At 71.4% G+C, this 18,589-nt stretch carries 12 protein-coding genes; 10 read left to right on the top strand and 2 right to left on the bottom strand.

Going from position 1 to position 18,589, the window contains the following annotated elements:
- Positions 1-55 precede the first annotated feature (55 nt).
- Positions 56-2,116: a M13 family metallopeptidase gene (locus EV292_RS08505; RefSeq protein WP_132908751.1), complete on the top strand. Its 2,061-nt coding sequence runs from the start codon at positions 56-58 to the stop codon at positions 2,114-2,116.
- A gap of 284 nt (positions 2,117-2,400) precedes the next feature.
- A complete protein-coding gene (locus EV292_RS08510; protein ID WP_132908752.1) occupies positions 2,401-3,957 on the top strand; it encodes a cryptochrome/photolyase family protein in 1,557 nt (518 codons plus the stop codon).
- Positions 3,958-4,115: 158 nt separating this feature from the next.
- Here EV292_RS08510 and EV292_RS08515 read toward each other — a convergent pair whose 3' ends face one another.
- Complete coding sequence (locus tag EV292_RS08515; protein ID WP_243693665.1) at positions 4,116-7,202, bottom strand: TonB-dependent receptor plug domain-containing protein; 3,087 nt, start codon at positions 7,200-7,202, stop codon at positions 4,116-4,118.
- A 219-nt stretch (positions 7,203-7,421) separates the two neighbouring features.
- Here EV292_RS08515 and EV292_RS08520 point away from each other — a divergent pair, with 219 nt between their 5' ends.
- Entirely contained in the window at positions 7,422-7,994 is a 573-nt protein-coding gene (locus tag EV292_RS08520; protein WP_347812579.1) for a gluconokinase, read from the top strand.
- A gap of 65 nt (positions 7,995-8,059) precedes the next feature.
- On the opposite strand, the gene EV292_RS08525 is transcribed toward EV292_RS08520, so the two are convergent.
- Positions 8,060-8,737, bottom strand: coding sequence for an FCD domain-containing protein (locus tag EV292_RS08525; protein ID WP_132908753.1), 678 nt, complete (start codon positions 8,735-8,737; stop codon positions 8,060-8,062).
- 229 nt (positions 8,738-8,966) lie between these two features.
- Between EV292_RS08525 and EV292_RS08530 the strand changes: the two genes are divergently transcribed.
- The 7 genes from EV292_RS08530 (at position 8,967) to EV292_RS08560 (ending at position 18,564) form a co-directional block, all read left to right on the top strand.
- On the top strand, positions 8,967-9,215 hold the full coding sequence (locus tag EV292_RS08530) for a LuxR C-terminal-related transcriptional regulator (RefSeq protein ID WP_132908754.1): 249 nt from the start codon (positions 8,967-8,969) through the stop codon (positions 9,213-9,215).
- Between the two features lie 85 nt (positions 9,216-9,300).
- Entirely contained in the window at positions 9,301-12,303 is a 3,003-nt protein-coding gene (locus tag EV292_RS08535; protein ID WP_132908885.1) for a glycosyl hydrolase family 28-related protein, read from the top strand.
- A 67-nt stretch (positions 12,304-12,370) separates the two neighbouring features.
- Positions 12,371-13,480 (top strand): GAF domain-containing protein, encoded by a 1,110-nt coding sequence (locus EV292_RS08540; RefSeq protein ID WP_132908755.1) that lies wholly within the window; start codon positions 12,371-12,373, stop codon positions 13,478-13,480.
- Positions 13,470-13,898, top strand: coding sequence for a response regulator (locus tag EV292_RS08545; RefSeq protein WP_132908756.1), 429 nt, complete (start codon positions 13,470-13,472; stop codon positions 13,896-13,898). The genes EV292_RS08540 and EV292_RS08545 overlap by 11 nt, the downstream gene beginning before the upstream one ends.
- Before the next feature lie 80 nt (positions 13,899-13,978).
- On the top strand, positions 13,979-15,526 hold the full coding sequence (locus tag EV292_RS08550) for a hypothetical protein (RefSeq protein WP_132908757.1): 1,548 nt from the start codon (positions 13,979-13,981) through the stop codon (positions 15,524-15,526).
- A 123-nt stretch (positions 15,527-15,649) separates the two neighbouring features.
- Positions 15,650-16,702 (top strand): alpha/beta hydrolase-fold protein, encoded by a 1,053-nt coding sequence (locus tag EV292_RS08555; protein ID WP_132908758.1) that lies wholly within the window; start codon positions 15,650-15,652, stop codon positions 16,700-16,702.
- 677 nt (positions 16,703-17,379) lie between these two features.
- Entirely contained in the window at positions 17,380-18,564 is a 1,185-nt protein-coding gene (locus tag EV292_RS08560; RefSeq protein ID WP_132908759.1) for an MFS transporter, read from the top strand.
- Positions 18,565-18,589: the final 25 nt, after the last annotated feature.

The following is an 18,589-nucleotide window of genomic DNA, read 5'->3' on the forward strand; positions in this document are numbered from 1 at the left end:
GCGTCGGGGTGCCTTAATCGAGTCACACAGTGACTCGATGAGGACGCCTGCCCCGATGACTTCGAAGATCCTGCTGGGACTCACGCTCGTTACCTCGCTCGCCGCGGCGCCGCTCGCGGCGCAGACCGCGCCGGCGCCGGCCGCGGCGGCCGCCGCGACCGGTGCGCGCTACGGCGATTTCGGCGTCGACCTGACCGCGCGCGACACCGCGGTGAAGCCGGGCGACGATTTCTGGACCTATGCCAACGGCCAGTGGGACAAGACCACGCCGATCGCCGCCGACCGCCAGACCGCCGGCCCCGCGGTGGTGCTGAGCGACACCGCCGAGCTCCAGGTCCGCCGCATCCTCGAGGACGCGAGCAGCGACCCCGCCGCGATCGGCCCGTCCGCGCCGCAGATCGGCGCGCTCTACGCCAGCTTCATGGACCAGGCCGCGATCGAGCGCGCCGCCATCGCCCCGCTCAAGCCCTATTTCGCCAAGATCGACGCCGCGCGCGACCGCGCGCAGCTCCAGCAGCTGTTCGCCACGGTCGGCTATGCCTCCCCGGTCGAGATCGGCCAGCTGCCCGACCCGTCCGACCCGACGCGCTATGTCGCGGGCTGGAGCCAGGGCGAGCTCGGCATGGGCGGGCGCGATTATTATCTCCTGCCCGGCGCCAAATATGACGCCTATCGCGCGGCCTATCGCGGCTATGTCGAGCAGGTGCTGACGCTCGCCGGGATCGGCGACGCGGCGGCGCGCGCCGGTCGCATCATCGCGCTGGAGACCGCGATGGCCAAGGTGCATTGGTCCCCGGTCGAGCAGCGCGACCTCACCAAGATGCTCAAGCCGATGACGGTGGCGCAGCGCCGCGCGCTCGCGCCCCAGTTCGACTTCGCCGCGATGGAGCGGACCGCGGGCTATGGCGACCAGCCGGTGCTGATCATGAGCACCGACACCGCGCTGACCGCGCTGGGCACGATCTTCGCGGCGACCCCGGTGGGCACGTGGCAGGACTGGATGAAGTTCCGCTTCGCCTCCGCCCAGGCCGCGGTGCTGCCCAAGGCGTTCGACGACGCGAGCTTCGCTTTCTACGGCAAGACGCTGGCCGACCAGCCCGAGCAGCGCGCGCGCTGGAAGCGCGGCGTGGCGCTGGTCAACGGCGCGATGGGCGAGGCGGTCGGCAAGGTCTATGTCGCGCGCTTCTACCCGCCCGAGAGCGAGGCGCAGATGGCCGAGCTGATCAAGAACCTGCGCGGCGCCTATCGCGAGCGGATCGCGGGCAACGACTGGATGGACGCCGCGACCAAACAGGCCGCGCTCGCCAAGCTGGCGGCGTTCGAGCCGCGCACCGGCCACCCCGCCACCTATGTCGATTACGCCTCGCTCAAGGTCGTCAGCGGCGATCCGCTGGGCAACAACCTGCGCGCCGCCGAGTTCGCGCACCGGCTCGACCTCAGCCGCTTCCCCAAGCCGGTCGACCGCAGCCTGTGGGAGATGACGCCGCAGACCGTGAACGCTTATTACAACCCGCTGGTGAACCAGATCACCTTCCCCGCCGCGATCCTCCAGCCGCCGTTCTTCGATCCCAAGGCCGATGCCGCGGTCAATTACGGCGCGATCGGCGCGGTGATCGGGCATGAGATGGGGCATGGCTTCGACGACCAGGGCAGCCAGTTCGCCGCCTCGGGCAAGTTCGAGAATTGGTGGACCCCCGCGACGCGCGAGGCCTTCACCAAGCGCACCGGCGTGCTGGTCGGCCAGTTCGACCAATATGAGCCGATCCCGGGCGTGAAGGTGAAGGGCGCGCTGACGCTGGGCGAGAATATCGGCGACCTCGGCGGGATCGAGGCGGCCTATTCGGCCTATCAGCGCTACCAGGCCGAGCATGGCAAGGCGCCGGTGATCGACGGGCTGACCGGGGACCAGCGCTTCTTCCTCGCTTATGCGCAGGCGTGGCGGACCAAGGTGCGCGAGGGCGCGCAGCGCGCGCGGCTGCTGACCGACCCGCACTCGCCCGCCTTCTACCGGGTCAACGGCATCGTGCGGAACGTCGACGCCTGGTACGCCGCCTTCGGGGTGAAGCCGGGCGACGCCTTGTACCTCGCGCCCAAGGATCGCGTGAAGATCTGGTGAGGGCGGCGGCGAGGGGCATCGCCGCTCCGTCGCCGGCTCGCGCGCAGGATGTTCTCGCGGGGGTGCGGCGCGCGTCCTCCTCAACGTCATCCCGGCCTCGGGCCGGGATCCATCCCTCCGCGAGCGCAACGCCGGTGATCCTCGTGGCGCCATCGATCCCTAGTCTAGCCCGGGATGACAAATAGGTTCACGTAAGGGCTGAGGGAGGTCGGCGAACCGCCACCTCGCCGCGGCCGGGGCACCGCCGCGCGTTGCCTTCCCGCCTCCCGCGCGTTGGCGCCGGCATGACGCTGCTGATCCCGCTGCTGGGCGACCAGCTCACCCCCACGCTCGCCAGCCTGCGCGACGTCGATCGCGGCGACGCGGTCGTGCTGATGATGGAGGTGTGGGACGAGGCCAGCTACGTGCGCCACCACCAGAAGAAGATCGCGCTGATCTTCTCGGCGATGCGCCACTTCGCCGCGGCGCTGCGCGACGACGGCTGGACGGTCGACTATGTCGCGCTCGACGCGCGCGGCAACACGCAGAGCTTCACCGGCGAGGTCGAGCGCGCCGCCCAACGCCACCGCGCCAGCGCGATCCGCACCGTCGCGGGCGGCGAGTATCGCGTCCGTCAGGCGCAGGACGAATGGGCCGCGCGCACCGGTCTGCCGGTCGAGATCCTCCAGGACGACCGCTTCGTCTGCCCGCTGCCCGACTTCTTCGCCTGGGCGCAGCGCACGCGCGAGAAGCGGATGGAGTTCTTCTATCGCGACATGCGCCGCCGCACCGGGCTGCTGATGACCGCCGACGGCACGCCCGAGGGCGGCCAGTGGAACTTCGACCATGACAATCGCGCCGGCCCGACCGCCGGGCGCAACTATCCCGCCCCGCTGCGTTTCGCGCCCGACGAGACGACGCGCGAGGTGCTCGCGCTGGTGGCTGAGCGGTTCGGCGACCATTTCGGCGCGCTGGAGCCGTTCGCGCTGCCGGTGACGCGCGCGCAGGCGCTCCAGGCGCTCGACCTTTTCGTCGACGAGGCGCTGCCCGACTTCGGCCGCTATCAGGACGCGATGGTGGCGGGGCAGGACTATCTGTTCCACTCCAGCCTGTCGCTGTGCCTCAACCTCGGGCTGCTTGGGCCGGTGGAGGTGTGCGAGGCGGCGGTGCGCGCCTATCAGCGCGGGGGCGCGCCGATCAACTCGGTCGAGGGCTTCGTCCGCCAGATCATCGGCTGGCGCGAATATATGCGCGGCATGTACTGGTGGGACATGCCCGCCTTGGCCGAGCGCAACGCGCTGGACGCGACGCGCCCGCTGCCCGATTTCTACTGGACCGGCGAGACCGACATGCGCTGCCTCGCCGAGGCGGTCGACCAGACCCGGCGCGAGGCCTATGCGCACCACATCCAGCGGCTGATGGTGCTCGGCAATTTCGCGCTGCTCGCCGGGGTGGCACCGGCGGCGATCTCGGACTGGTTCCTGGTGGTCTATTTCGACGCTTATGAGTGGGTCGAGCTGCCCAACGTGGTCGGAATGAGCCAGTTCGCCGACGGCGGGGTGATCGCGTCCAAGCCCTATGTCGCGAGCGGTGCCTATATCGACCGCATGTCCGATTATTGCGGGCGGTGCCGCTACGACGTGAAGAAGAAGACGGGCGAGGGGGCGTGCCCGTTCAACGCGCTCTACTGGGACTTCGTCGCGCGCCACGAGCAGCGCTTCGCGCGCAACCCGCGGATGCGCAACGTCTATGCGACATGGCGGCGGTTCGACGACGCGCGCCGCGCGAACTATCGCGACAGCGCGCGCGCCTTCCTGGCGACGCTGGCGCCGGCCGCGCCGGGCTGGGCGCGGGCGGAATAGGGGGCTCCGGTCGCATGTTGCAGCGACCGCCGCCACCCCTCCCTCGCTGGCGGTTAAATCGCGCCAGCGGCTGGATGGCCAGCCGTTGGATGGCGCGGGCGGTTGGATGACGCCACCCGTTGGATGGCGCCACCCGTCAGACAATCCCAGCCCTCGGGTCAGAACCGCGCGCGGACGCCGACCCGGTAGATCCGCCCCAGCGTGTCGTACAGCGCCGGGTTAACGTCCAGCCCGGTGTTGGTCTGCGGCGAGGGCTCGGGGTCGTGGTCGAGCAGATTGTCGACCTTGAAGTACATGTTCACTTCCTTGGTGATGTTCACCCCACCGCCGATGTCGAGATAGAAGGCGCCCTTCATCCGGTTGCGGTCGATCGTCGGGTTGGCCGCGGTGGATTCGGGGCAGGTGCCCGGCGCGCAGACGACATATTGATTGCCGATCACGCCGTTGCTGAACCAGCGCTGCTGCAGCAGCAGGTTGAACTTGTCATTCTCATAGGTCTGGATCGCGAGCAGCTTCCAGTCGGGGGTGGCGCCCGAATTGGCGCCCGCGGTGTCGACCGGCACCGTGCCCGGCAGGCCCGGATCGGTGACGAACTTCATCACATGCGTCGCCAGCGCGCGCATCGTGAAGCTGCCGCCCAGCGACAGCGGGTTGCGCCACTGATAGCTCGCCTCGATGTCGAAGCCGTCGGTGTCGATCGACGCCAGGTTGAACGACTGGACGTTGACGAACTTGGAATCGCCGTCGAGGTTGAACGCGCCGCACGTGTCCGGGATGTTGGCGACGACGCAGAGGTTGACGATCTGCTGCGCCGACAGGCTGGAGACGACGTCCTTCAGCTTGATCTTGTAATAGTCGAACGACAGGCTCAGCCCCGGCGCCCAGCTCGGCTGCGACAGCACCGCGCCCAGCTCGGTGCTGCGCGCCGTCTCCGGGCGCAGCGCCGAATTACCGATCGTGTTCTGGATGATCAGCACCTGCTGGCCGTTGGGATTGGCCGGAGTCGGGCGCGGGTCGGTGAAATTGGGCACCGTGGTGGTCACCGGCGCGGCGAACAGCTCGGAGAGGTTGGGCGCACGCACGTCGCGCGACGTCACCGCGCGCAGGCGGAAGCCGTCGATCGGTGTCTCCCAGGTGCCGCCGACCTTCCAGGCGTAGATCACGCCCGAGGTGGAATAGCGCGTCGAGCGGCCCGCGACGTTGACATTGGCCTTGCCCAGCGCGGCCGAGTCGAGGATCGGCAGGTTGAGCTCGAGGAAGCTCTCCACCACGTCATATTTGCCGCGGCCGTTCTTGTAATTGCCCGCGTACCAGTTGCTGCCGTCGGTGGCGTTGAGGATCGGGTCGGCCGGGTAGAGCGCCGAATTGGGGCTCAGGTCGGACACGCCCGCGCCATAAGGGTCGGCGCGGACGCGGTAGAATTCGCGGCGATACTCGACGCCCATCGCGACCGCGAGCGGCCCCGCCCACAGGTCCACCGGCGTGCCCGAGATGCTCGCGCCCGCGGCGTCCTGCGTCTGCCTTGTGTGCTGGAACGGGCCGTTCTCGGGGACGATATAGGCCAGCGCCTCGGCCGAGGGCTGAAAGTTGCCGAAGATGTTGATCGGGCGACAGCCCTGCGCGCGCGCCACCGGGTTGGCGCAGATGATCTCGCCGTTCAGCCGCACCGCGTTGATCGCCTGGTCGTAGCGGCGGTTGATGCTGATGTTGTCGACGTTGATGTCGGTGATGTTGATCCCGTGCTGATAATAGAGATCGTAGGTCCAATCGTCCCCGAACAGATTGGCCTTGCCCTTCAGCCCGCCGACGAAGCGATACTGGCGACGGTCGGTGTTGACCTTGATGTTCGGCAGGATCGCGTTGCTGAGGCCGTAGGAGAATTGCGTGATGTTGTTGCTCGCGCACTGCGCGACGATCGAGGCGGGCAGATAGGGGTTGGCGCACTGGATGGTCAGCCCGGTGCGCGCGGCGCCGGGATTGGGCTGGTTGTTGCTCTTGACCTGCGCGATATTGGCGGTGACGTAGAATTCCATGTCGGGCGTCACGTCGAAGCCGACGCGCGTGTAGGCGTTGATCCGCTCCAGCCCCGACTGGAGCGAGGTGCCCGAGCCGACATGGCCGGACTGGTCGCCGCCGACGCAGAAGCCGACGTAGCAGCCGATCACGCTGCCCCCGGCGGTGCGCGACGGCACGCCGTTGGAGCCATAGTTGAACGGCACCGGGTTGCCGCTGGCATCGAACGCGGTGCCCTGCAGCGGCCCCGCCGAGATCAGCCCGTATTTGGTGTATTGATAGGCCTGGCCATGGTCGCGGTAGAGGAACTGCGGGTTGCCGTTGTTGCGGATGCCGGTGTCGACCAATGTGGTGGCGCGGTACCAGTCGCGGCTGCCGGCGAGATCCTCGCCGAAGTCGCCCGGGCCGACGCCCTGGTCCTTGGCATATTCGGTGCTGACGACGAGGTGGAGCCGGTCGTCGGCGAAGGCATGCCCCGCCGCGGCCTGGAGCAGCACCTGACCGCCGTCGCCATAGGTGGTGACGCCGGTCTGCGCGTTGGCCTTGAACCCCTCGAAGCGCGTGTCGGTGACGAAGTTGATGACGCCGCCGACCGCGTCCGAGCCGTAGGACGCCGAGGCGCCGCCGGTGACGATGTCGACGCGCTTGATGAGCAGCTGCGGGAACTGGCTGATGTCGGGCACGCCGGTGACGTTGGCGCCGACGACGCGCTGGCCGTCGAGCAACGTCAGCGTGCGGATCGTGCCGAGGCCGCGCAGCGAGAAGGAGCTGAGCCCCTGCGTGCCGCTCGACGTGCTGAACGTGCCCGTCGCCGCGCCGGTCGAGCCCTGGAGCGAGGGCAATTGCGCGATCGTGTTGAAGATGTTGGGCTGCGCGTTGCGCGCGATCTGCTCCTCGCCGACCACGGTGGTGGGGGTCGGCGCGTTGAAGCCGCTCGCGGTGATGCGCGTGCCCGTGACGATGATGTCCGATGCCGCGGCCTGCGCCGGATCAGCGCCCTGGTCGGCCCCCTGAACGGCGGTGCCAGTCAGCGAATCGGGGGCGGCGGGGTCGGCTGCGGCGGTGGTGACGGGCACGTCGGCGGGCGCGGGCTGCGCCGGTGCCGGGGCGGGCGGTCCGGCCACGGTCTGCGCCGCCGCGGGTGCCGCCGCGAGGACGAGCGCGAGCGCGGCGAGGCTGGTAGCGTTACCAGACAGGCTGGTCAGTCGTGCGCGCGTGGCCTTGATCATCATCCATCCATCCCTTTGGAAGCGCCCGCGCTGTCGCCGCGGTACCGCTGGTCTTGCGCGGCGCTATACCGCCAATGCCCGCGCGCAGCATCTACGACCAAAGTCGCGGCACGGGACGATCGCCGACCAAGGTCGCGCTGGCCAAGCCGCGGGCGAGGCGTGATAGCGGGGGCGGCGAGGCGACCCCGTTCGGGTCGCGCCGGAACGGGGCACGGGGTGCGGGTGAACGGGCAAGGGGACGGCGAGCGGTCGGGCGGCGCGCCGGCGGGGGCGGTCCCCGCGGACGGCGACGCGCTGGCGATCGTGGTGATGGGGGTCAGCGGCACCGGCAAGACGACGCTCGCGACCGCGCTGTCGCAGGCGCTCGGCTGCCCGATGCTCGAGGGCGACACCTATCATTCCGCCGCCAACGTCGCGAAGATGCGCGCGGGCGAGCCGCTGACCGACGCGGATCGCTGGCCGTGGCTCGATCATCTCGGCGCGGCGCTGGGCGACACCGCGCGCACCCGCGGGCGCGCGGTGGCGGCCTGCTCGGCGCTGCGGCGCGTGTATCGCGAGCGGCTGGCGCAGGCGTCGGGGCTGCGCCCCGCCTTCGTGCTGCTCGAGCTCGACCATGACGCGATCGCGCGGCGCATGTCGACGCGCGCTGGCCATTACATGCCGGTCACGCTGCTCGACAGCCAGCTCGCCACGCTGGAGCGACCCGGCGCCGACGAGCGCGCGCTGACGCTCGACTCGACCCGCCCGCCCGAGGCGCTGGTGGCGGCGGTGCGCGCGTGGCTGGGGCTGGGCTGAGAGCCGCGATGCTATGAGGTGAGGACGCCCGATCCACCCCGCGAGCGGGGCGGATCGTGAGTCCGTCACGGCATGAGGCGGCGGCGGCCCTGCGACAGATGCCAGCGCATCGCCAGCGCCGCGCCCTCGGCGTCCTGCGCGCGGATCGCGTCGACGATGGCGTCATGCTCCTCCATCATCGCGTCGATCACCGCGGGCGGGCGCGAGCGCGAGATGTCGACCCCCGCGCGCAACACCCGCATCACCCCGTCGAGCAGTTGGTCGTACACCAGCGGGAAGGAGGCGTTGGCGGTGGCCTCGACGATGGCGCGGTGCAGCCGCCAGTCCTCGTCATGCGCCGGCGCGTTGGACAGCAAAGCGGCGCGCAGCGCGGCGAGCGCGCGCTCGATCGTCTCCATCTGCTCGGGCGAGCGGCGCTGCGCCGCCAGCCGCGCCGCCTCCGCCTCGAGCACGAAGCGCACCTCATAGGTGCCCATCGCGGTCGCCAGCGTGTCCATCGGCATGTGCGTGCCGAGCCGTTCTGACGGGCGCCGCTTCACATAGGAGCCCGCGCCGCGCCGCGCCTCGGTGATGCCGTCCGACGCCAGCCGCGCCAGCGCCTCGCGCACGATCGTGCGCGACATGCCGAAGGTCTCGGCCAGCCGCGCCTCGGACGGCAGCCGGTCGCCCACTCCCAGCGCGTCGTCGTTGATGATCCGGACGATCGCGGAATAAGCGCGGTCCGTCAGTCGTCCTTCGCTCACCTGAACCCCCTCCTGGTGACGCGAGCGGCATAGCCGAGCGCGCGACGCGTGGCGACGGGCTCCGCAACCTGTCGGACAGATATGGCGGGATTGGTACAAAAAGACTTGATCATTCAGTCGGTGCCGGCTCATACCGCATGAAGCTGTCCAACCGCTTCGCGGGGGACAAAGCGACCGGCGCGACGATGCCGGCGCCGTGCGGCAGCGACCGGACACGAGGAGGAGCAGGATGACGATTCGCGCGATCACCGACGAGGCCCCCGCGGGCGTGGCGACGCTGGCGCAGCTGACGCCGACGCAGGTCAAGGTATTGCGCGGCGTCCGCTCGGGGCGGCTCAACAAGGAGATCGCCTTCGACCTCGGCATCGCCGAGGCGACCGTGAAGGCGCACATGACCGCGCTGATGCGCAAGCTCAACGTCCGCAACCGCACCCAGGTGGCGGTGGCCGCCGAGGCGCTGGTGGCGCACGCCGGCTGAAGCGCTGGCGCGGCGCCGCACATCGCGGATAAGTACCTTAGAAGACGATAAATTTAGGGGGAGACGCGCGATGGGTGCGAAGGTGATGCTCGGCGCCGCGGTGGTGGCGCTGGCGGCGGCGGCGGCGACCCCCGCGGCGGCGCGGTCCAGCTCGGTCTATCTCACCGCGCCCGACGACCCGCGCGCGATCACGGTGCGCGGCGTCGGCGACGGCCGCGCCGACGACAGCGCCGCGATCCAGCAGGCGATCGACGCCGCCGCGGCCGCGAGCGAGGGCAAGGGCGGCGTCGTCTTCCTCCCCTCGGGCCGGTATCGCATCACGCGCACGATCCTGGTGCGCCCGGCGGTGCGGATCTTCGGCGTCGGCGCGACCCGGCCCGAGCTGGTGCTGGGCGATGCGACCCCCGGCTTCGGCAGCGGGGTCGCGGCGATGCTCGCCTTCACCGGGGAGGACCAGTATCGCGCGGGCAAGGCGGCGGTGCCCCCGCCCACCACGGTGCCGTTCGACGCCAGCGTCTTCGACGCGACCTCCAGCACCTTCTATTCGGCGATCAGCAACGTCGATTTCCGCGTCGGCGCGGGCAATGACGGCGCGGTCGCGGTGCGCTTCCGCGTCGCGCAGCACGGCTATGTCCGCCACGCCGATTTCCACCTCGGCTCGGCGCTGGCGGGGGTGTATCAGGCGGGCAACGAGTTCGAGAACCTGCGCTTCTACGGCGGCCGCTACGGCATCCTGACCGAGAAGACCTCGCCGGCCTGGCAGTTCACGCTGATCGATTCCGAGTTCCAGGGCCAGCGCGACGCCGCGATCCGCGAGCATGAGGTCGACCTCACCCTCGTCAACGTCGCGATCCGCGACACGCCGATCGGGATCGACATCGATCGCGGCTGGTCCGACTCGCTGTGGGGCAAGAACGTCCGCTTCGACAATGTCAGCCAGGCCGCGGTGGTGATCTCGGAGGAGAGCAGCGTCTTCACCCAGATCGGCTTCGACCAGGCGGTGGCGAGCAACACCCCGGTGTTCGCGCGCTTCCGCGACAGCGGGCGGACGATCGCGGGCAAGGGACAGCGCTACCGCGTCGCCGATTTCTCGCACGGGCTCGCGCTGGCGGGGCTGGGCGCGATCGGCAAGACCGCGACCACCGCCGACATCGCGCCGCTCGCGCGCGCGCCGCGCGCCACCCCGCCCGCGATCGCGGCGCTGCCGCCGGTGCGCGACTGGGTGAACGTCCGCACCCTGGGGGTGAAGGGCGACGACGCCACCGACGACACCGCCGCGCTCCAGCGCGCGATCGACACGCATCGCGTGCTGTACCTGCCGATGGGACGCTATCGCGTCACCGACACGCTCAAGCTGCGCCCCGACACCGTGCTGATCGCGCTCCACCCGAGCCTGACGCATCTGTATCTGCCCGACGAGACCCCCGCCTTCGCCGGGGTGGGCAGCGCGCGCGCGCTGCTGGAGAGCGCGCGCGGCGGCAAGGCGATCGTCCACGGCGTCGGGCTGTGGACCGGCAGCGTCAACCCGCGCGCCACCGCGCTGCTGTGGCGCGCGGGCGCGGCGTCGATGGTCAACGACGTCAAGATCCAGGGCGGCGGCGGCACGGTGCTGACCGCGGGCAGCGCGATCAAGCCCAACGACCCGCGCGCGCGCCAGGACGGCCAATATCCCAGCATCTGGGTCACCGACGGCGGCGGCGGCACCTTCGCCGCGATCTGGTCGCCCAACACCCTGGCCTCGGCGGGCTTCCACGTGTCGAACACCAAGACGCCGGGCTATGTCTACGAATTGTCGGCGGAGCATCACTATCGCGCCGAGATCGTGCTCGACCATGTCGAGAATTGGGAGTTCCTCGCGCCGCAGACCGAACAGGAGGTGCGCGACGGCGTCAACGCGGTCTCGACCGAGATCCACCATTCGCGCAACATCCTGTTCGCCAATTACCACGGCTATCGCGTGACGCGGACGATCAAGCCGATGGACGCGGCGGTGAAGCTGTACGATTCGGGCGACATCCGCTTCCGCAACGTCCACGTCAACGCGGAGAGCGGCTTCGCGAGCTGCGACACCAAGGGCTGCGGCACCTATCTGCGCGCGAGCAAATTCCCGTTCGAGAACGCGATCAAGGACATGACCCGGCAGCAGGAGGTGCGCGAGCGCGAGTTCGCGCGGCTCGACGTGCCCGCCGCCCCCGCCAGCGCGGCGACCACCTCGGCGGTGCCGGTGTCGCCCGGCGTGGAGAAGCTGGCCGACGGCTTCTACTCGATCGCGGGCGGCGCGGTGGACAAGGCGGGCAAGCTCTATTTCATCGACCGCTTCTTCCACCGCATCCACGGCTGGTCGCGCGGCGAGGGGCTGTCGATCGTCGCGCAGGCGCCGCTCGACCCGGTCAATCTCGCGGTGGACCGGTCGGGCGACCTGCTGGTCCAGTCGTCGGCGGGGCGCGACGGCACGGTCTACAGCATCGATCCCGCCAGGCCCGAGGCGGTGCGCGTGATCGCGCCCACCGCGGCGCGCGCGCGCCCCGGCGCGACGACGCTGCTGCCCGTGAACGTCTGGGCCAACGGCGAGTTCGCCGACCGGATCGATCCCAAGACCTACGACTATCCGCCGATCGCCGCCTTTTTCACGAGCAAGATGGAGGAGGCCAAGCCGCAGGAATATGTCTCGCCCGACGGGTCGCTGGTGCTGCCCGCCTTCCGCGTGTGGAACCAGGGGCCGGACGATCATATCGGCTGGCGCTGGTCCGACACGCTCGATTCCTACGGGCTGGTCGGCGCCGCTCCGGGCAGCCGGGTGACGCTGACCAATTCGTCGGAGAACCGTACCTACAGCGGGCTGGTCGGCGAGAGCGGGCGGGTCACCGACCTCAAGGTGGTGGCCGAGCGCGGCGGCGAGAGCGTCGCGCGCGACGAGGCCGGCAACCTCTACGTCGCCAACGGCCAGGTCTTCGTCTACGCCCCCGACGGGCGCGAGACCAAGCGGATCGACGTGCCCGAGCGGCCGCTCCAGCTGCTGATCGGCGGCGCCGACCGGCGCACCCTGTTCATCCTGACCCATCACGCGCTCTATGCCGCGCCGCTGTGAGCCGCGATTCACATGGACAAGGACATTCGCGCTGTAAAATTCGGCGGGTGCGCGCTACCAGCGCGGCATGTCGGAGGGTGAGCGCGCACGACAGCTGGACGCCCCGGACGCGGCGAACGATGCCGCGCTCGATCTGTCGCGGCGCTATCTCGCGCTCGCGGCGGAGGCGGCCGACCGGCTGCTCGCCGCGACCGACCCGGCGCGGATGGTCGACGAGCTGTTCGCGCTGATCCGCGACGAACTCGGGCTCGACGTCTTCTTCAACTATCGCCTCGACGCGGGGGTGCTGCGGCTCGAGGCCTATGCCGGGCTGACCGAGGCGCAGGCGCGGGCGGGCGCGGTGCTCGGCATGGGGGAGGCGGTGTGCGGCTGCGCCGCGCGCGACCGTCGCCGCATCCACGCCGAGCACGTGCAGGGGTCGGTCGACCCGCAGCTCGCCTTCGTCCGCGCGGTCGGGCTGGACTGCTACGCCTGCACGCCGTTGCTCCACGGCGACACGCTGCTGGGCACGCTCGGCTTCGGGCGCCGTGGCCGCGCCTGTTTCACCGCGGAGGAGCTGCAGTTGCTCCACACGCTCTGCCATTATGTCGCGCTGGCCAAGCTGCGGCTGCGCCAGGAGGAACAGCTCCGCCGCAACATCGAGGAGCGCGACCGGCTGCTCGCCGAGCTCAACCATCGCGTCCGCAACAACCTCCAGATGGCGGTGGGGGTGGTGCGCAACGAGCTGCGCGGCGCCGACGAGCCGCCGTCGCCCGCGCTCGCCACCGTGGCGGCGCGGCTCGAGCTGATCGCGCTGGCGCACCGCCCGCTCTACCAGGCGGGCGACGGCAGCACGCTCGCGGTCGACGCGGTCGAGATCCTCGACGGCGCGATCGAGCTGACCACCGCGGGCGAGGGCAGCGTCGCGGCGCGCGAGCGGGTGATGATCCCGATCGAACAGGCGGTGGCCTTCTCGCTGTTGGTCCACGCGCTGCTCACCGGGCGCGGTGCCGGCCCGCGCGTCGCGCTCACCCGCCGCGGCGACGTGCTGGAGACGCTCATCACCGCGGTCGACCCCGCCGCGGGCGCGCCGCCGCTCGACCGGCTGGCGAGCTCGCTGCTGCGCCAGCTCAACGCCAGCCTGTACGAGGAGGGCGGCTCGATCCATCTGAGGTTCCCGCTGATCCATGCAGGCTGACACCGATACGCGCGCGCTGCGGCTCCTCGTCGTCGAGGACGAGGCGATCATCGCCATGCTGGTGGAGGACGCGCTGACCATGGCGGGGCATGTCGTCGTCGGCGTCGCCGAGAGCGCGGGCGAGGCGCTCGACCTGGCCGCGCGCGAGCCGATCGACCTGGCGCTGTGCGACGTGCGGCTGGCCGAGAACGACAGCGGCATCGCGGTGGCGCGCGCGCTGTCGGCGCGCGGCATCCCGTGCCTGTACGTCAGCGGCAATTGCCCGACCGAGGCGGACCATCCGCTGATCGTCGGCTGCGTCGGCAAGCCCTTCGCCACCGCGGCGCTGAGCCGCGCGGTGGAGGCGGCCTATCGCATCGCGCAGGGCGAGCGCGAGGTCGCGGTGCCCAAGAGCATGCACCTGTTCGCGCGCGACTGACTGTCCCGCGGCGGCGCGCGACTCCGCTGGACCGCGGCGCCCCCGCCGAGCTAAGCGGGCCGCGGGCAACAGGGGGTTTCATGGCGGGTCGCGGCGTTCTGGCCGGCCTCATCGCGCTGCTGACGCTGCTGCTGCTGGTGCCGGCGGCGGTCAACCGCGGCGTGATCCAGTTCCCCGACACCACCACTTATGTCCGCGGGTTCGACGCCGCGGTGGTCGCGGCGACGGGCCATGGCTCGTCCTGGTCGGAGGACGCGCGCCGCGCACTGGCCGAGGCGCGCGCCGCCGCGCCGCGCGCGCCCGCCACGGCGGAGGAGGCGGGGACGGGCGAGGCGGGCGCGAGCCAGACAGGGGCGAGCGAGGCGGGGGCGAGCGAGGCGGCCGCGCCCGCGCGCCGCACCGGCGCCTTCACCGTCGTGCTCTCGGGCCGGTCAATCTATTACGGCGCGCTGCTCTATGTCGCGCACTGGCTCGGCAGCCTGTGGTGGGTCGCGCTGGCGCAGGCCGCGCTCACCGCCACCGCGATCCTGCTCGCGGCGCGACGCCTGATCGGGGCCGAGGCGCCCGCGGAGCGGCTCTGGCCGGTGCTCGCGATCGCGCTGGTGACCAGCGTCGGGATGCAGGTGGCGCTGCTGATGCCCGACATCTTCGCGCCGCTGGCGATCCTGGCGACCGCGCAGATCGCGCTGTTCTGGCCGCGGCTCGGCACGGGCGAGCGACTCTTCTGGCCGCTGCTGCTCGCCGCGGCGGCGCTGTTCCACAGCGGCAACATCCTCGTGATCGGGCTGCTCGCGGCGGGCCTGGTGGCGTGGCGGGTCGTCGGGCGCGCGCGGCTGACGCTGCTGCCGATCCTGCTCGCGCTGCTCACCGGGGTCGCGGGCGAGGCGGCGTTCGGCGCGGCGGTGCGCGCCGCGACCGGCGCCGGACCGGTCCGCCCGCCCTTCGTCGCGGCGCGGCTGATCGCGGACGGACCCGGCCGCCGCTATCTGGCGCACGCCTGCGCCGAGGGTTCGACGCTGACGCTCTGCCGCTATCGCACCCGCATCCCCGACGACAGCGACGCCTTCCTCTGGGCGAGCACGCCCGGCAGCTTCATGGCGATGCCCGCGGAGGACCGCCGCCGCGTCGCCGCGGAGGAGCGCGGCTTCGCCCTCGCGGTGCTGGCGGACGCGCCGCTGGCGGTGATCGGCACCTCGCTGCGCAACATCGGCGGGCAGCTGCTCCGCTGGCAGGTCGACGATATCGCCGACGCACGCCGCGGCGGGGTCAATCGCGCCAAACTGCCCCCCGAGGTGCGCGCCGCCTATGACCGGACCCGCGCCGCGCACGGTGACTTCCCGAGCGGTTATTATGACGCGCTCGCGCTGCCGGTGACGCTGCTGGCGGCGGCGGTGCTGCTCGCGCTGGCGCTGCCGCGGCGCGCGGGGATGCCCGCGGCGCGGCGCGGCTATGTCGCGGTGGTGGTGGCGGGGATCCTGCTCAACGCGGCGGTGTGCGGCGCCTTCTCCAAGCCGCACGACCGCTATCAGAGCCGCGTGATCTGGCTGGTCCCGCTGCTCGCCACCGCCGCGCTGATCGGCGCGCGGCGCCGCGCGCCCGTCCGCGGCGCGGCGCCCGCGAACGTCTGAACCTCCGCCCGGGCGCATAGCGCTACCACCCGCGCCGCGCCGGTTGACCCGGACGCGCCCGCGCTTACTCTCGCCGGCGAACCGGCGTCGTCGCGGACGATAGCGATAACAGGGAGAGGGTGGATGAGGCTCGCACGCGGCGCGGCGATCGCGCTGGCCATGATCGCGGCACCCGCCGCGGCGCAGGTGGCGACCCCCGCGCCCCCCGCCGTGCCGGGCGCGCGCGCCGCGACGGTGGAGCGGATCACCGTCCATTCCCCCGCGCTCGAGCACAGCCTGGAGGGCGACAGCGCGGATCGCGCGGTGATCGTCGTGCTGCCGCCGAGCTATCGCACGAGCCCGCGGCGGCGCTACCCGGTGGTCTATGCGCTCCACGGTTACTCGATCGGCGCCGAGCAATGGACCCGCGAGATCCACGTGCCCCAGACGATCGAGGGCGCCTTCGCCAAGGGCGCGCGCGAGATGATCGTGGTGCTGCCCGACAGCAAGACCGCGCACAACGGCTCGATGTATTCCGCCTCGGTGACGACGGGCGACTATGAGACCTTCGTGTCGCGCGACCTCGTCGCCTTCGTCGACGCGCGGTATCGCACCGTCGCCGACCGCGCGAGCCGCGGGCTCGCGGGCCATTCGATGGGGGGCTATGGCACCGCGCGCATCGGCATGAAGCATCCCGAGGTCTTCGGTGCGCTCTATATGATGAGCCCGTGCTGTCTCTCGGCGCGTACGCCGGGGGGCGATGCCGCCGCGGACGAGCGCGCCGTCGCGGCGCTGCGCACGCCCGGCGATTCGGCGACGCTGGGCTGGGGCCAGCGCGCGCAGCTCGCCGCCGCCGCGGCCTGGTCGCCCAACCCGCGCAAACCGCCGCTCTTCCTCGACCTGCCGACCGAGAACGGCCGCGCGCGCCCCGAGGTGGTGGCGCGCTGGGCGGCCAACGCCCCGCTCGCGATGCTCGACCAATATGTCGGCAATCTCCGCCGCTACCGCGCGATCGGGCTCGACGTCGGCGATCGCGACGGGCTGAAGGACGACGCGCGCGCGCTGCACGACGCGCTCGACCGCTACGGCATCGCGCACCGCTGGGCGGTCTATCCCGGCGACCATGTCAGTGGGGTGGCGACGCGCGTCCAGGACGAGGTGATCCCCTTCTTCGCGCAGTCGCTGGTCTTCCCGTGAGGCGCGGGCGGCCGGCGGCGCTGCTGCCGCTCGCCGCGTGCGGGGAGCTTCGGCGCAGCCGTGGCGCGCGGGCGGGGCGACGGCAGCTCGCGTCTGATCCATCGCCACGAAACGTGCTCCGGAGCCCAGTGCGGCTGGCGTGACGTGCGTGGCACTGGGCTCCTGCATCCGCAGGAGCGCGCCGCGGTTTCACACCGGATCGATCATACGCTGGAGCCTGGTTCACCCCAGTTGAACCGGTGGTGCGGACCCAAAAGGCGGCTTGCTCTTCATCATCGTCATCCCGGCCTCGCGCCGGGATCCATTCCTCCGCGAGAGCAACCCCCGCGGCTCTCGCGGCACCATGGATCCCGGGTCGAGCCCGGGATGACGGGTGGAGCCAGCCGCCTTCGCGACAATGACGCTTTTGAGTCCGAACCCCTGCTCCTGCGTCTGCAGGAGCAGGCCGCTGGTTCAAAACCGGCGGATCAGCCCCTGGCGCATCGAAGGCGGCCGCGGCACGTCGGGGCAGGTGACGGCCAACCTCAGCGCGGCGTCGCCCCGTTCCGCCACGCGCCCGGCGAGCGCATGGGCTGGACGCCGTCGATGCCGGGGAAGAGCGGCCGAGCCGCGCGCGCCCCTTGACGCTGCACCGCAACATCGCCAGCTCTGCTGTCTCTTCCAACCGGGGACATGCCATGGCGACCGCTATCGCCGACGCGCGCCACGCGCCTGTCGGCCTGATCCATCTGTCGCTTGCGGTGGGCGGGTTCGCGATCGGCACCACCGAGTTCGCGACGATGAGCCTGCTGCCCGACATGGCGCGCAGCCTCGGTGTCGACGCGCCCACCGCGGGGCATGTCATCAGCGCCTATGCGATGGGCGTGGTGGTGGGCGCGCCGACGCTCGCGGTGCTCGGCGCGCGCATGGCGCGGCGCACGCTGCTGATCGCGCTGATGACGCTGTTCGCGATCGGCAACGCGCTGTCGGCGGTGGCGCCGAGCTATGCGACGATGATGCTCGCGCGCTTCGTCGCGGGGCTGCCGCACGGCGCCTATTTCGGCATCGCGATGCTGGTCGCCGCCTCGCTGGTCGATCAGGGGCGGCGCACCCAGGCGGTGGCGCGCGTGATGCTGGGGCTGACGGTGGCGACGATCGTCGGCGTGCCGCTGGCCAATCTGATGGGGCAATTGATCGGCTGGCGCTCGTGCTTCCTGCTGGTCGCGGGGCTGGCGGGCCTGACCGCGGCGCTGGTCGCCGCCTTCGCGCCGCGCGACCGCGGCGACCCGGCGGCGAGCCCGTTGCGCGAGCTGGGCGCGCTGCGCCGCGCGCAGGTGTGGCTGACGCTGGGGGTGGGCGCGATCGGCTTCGGCGGGATGTTCGCGGTCTATACCTATCTCGCCGACACGATGGTGGCGGTGACCCAGGTCGGCCCGCGGATGGTGCCCTTCGCGCTGATGGCGTTCGGCATCGGCATGACATTGGGCAATATCGTGGTGCCACGCTTCGCCGACCGCGCGCTGCTGCCGACCGCGGCGGGGGTGCTGGTGTGGAGCCTGGTCGCGCTGTTGCTCTGGCCGCTCGCGGCGCCGCAGCTCTGGTCGGTGCTCGTGGCGATGCTCGCGATCGGGGTCGGCGGCGCGCTGGGCAGCGTGCTGCAGACGCGGCTGATGGACGTGGCGGGCGACGCGCAGGCGCTGGCGGCGGCGCTCAACCATTCGGCCTTCAACACCGCCAACGCGCTCGGGCCGTGGCTCGGCGGGCTGGTGATCGCGGCGGGCTATGGCTGGACCTCGACCGGCTGGGTCGGCGCGGCGCTGGCGCTGTGCGGGCTGGGCGTGCTGGCCGCGTCGATGCTGCTGGACCGCGCGCGCGGGCGGTGAGGCCGCGCGCGCCGGCTCAGCGCCC

The organism is Sphingomonas sp. BK235, assembly GCF_004345855.1.
In the GTDB taxonomy this organism is placed as follows: domain Bacteria; phylum Pseudomonadota; class Alphaproteobacteria; order Sphingomonadales; family Sphingomonadaceae; genus Sphingomonas.

Excerpts from the sequence above, each read along its gene's own strand:
- EV292_RS08545 (WP_132908756.1), top strand. The coding sequence starts at position 13,470 with ATGCAGGCTGACACCGATACGCGCGCGCTGCGGCTCCTCGTCGTCGAG.
- EV292_RS08535 (WP_132908885.1), top strand. The coding sequence starts at position 9,301 with ATGCTCGGCGCCGCGGTGGTGGCGCTGGCGGCGGCGGCGGCGACCCCC.
- EV292_RS08515 (WP_243693665.1), bottom strand. The coding sequence starts at position 7,202 with ATGATGATCAAGGCCACGCGCGCACGACTGACCAGCCTGTCTGGTAAC.
- EV292_RS08540 (WP_132908755.1), top strand. The coding sequence starts at position 12,371 with ATGTCGGAGGGTGAGCGCGCACGACAGCTGGACGCCCCGGACGCGGCG.
- EV292_RS08510 (WP_132908752.1), top strand. The coding sequence starts at position 2,401 with ATGACGCTGCTGATCCCGCTGCTGGGCGACCAGCTCACCCCCACGCTC.
- EV292_RS08530 (WP_132908754.1), top strand. The coding sequence starts at position 8,967 with ATGACGATTCGCGCGATCACCGACGAGGCCCCCGCGGGCGTGGCGACG.
- EV292_RS08555 (WP_132908758.1), top strand. The coding sequence starts at position 15,650 with ATGAGGCTCGCACGCGGCGCGGCGATCGCGCTGGCCATGATCGCGGCA.
- EV292_RS08560 (WP_132908759.1), top strand. The coding sequence starts at position 17,380 with ATGGCGACCGCTATCGCCGACGCGCGCCACGCGCCTGTCGGCCTGATC.
- EV292_RS08505 (WP_132908751.1), top strand. The coding sequence starts at position 56 with ATGACTTCGAAGATCCTGCTGGGACTCACGCTCGTTACCTCGCTCGCC.
- EV292_RS08550 (WP_132908757.1), top strand. The coding sequence starts at position 13,979 with ATGGCGGGTCGCGGCGTTCTGGCCGGCCTCATCGCGCTGCTGACGCTG.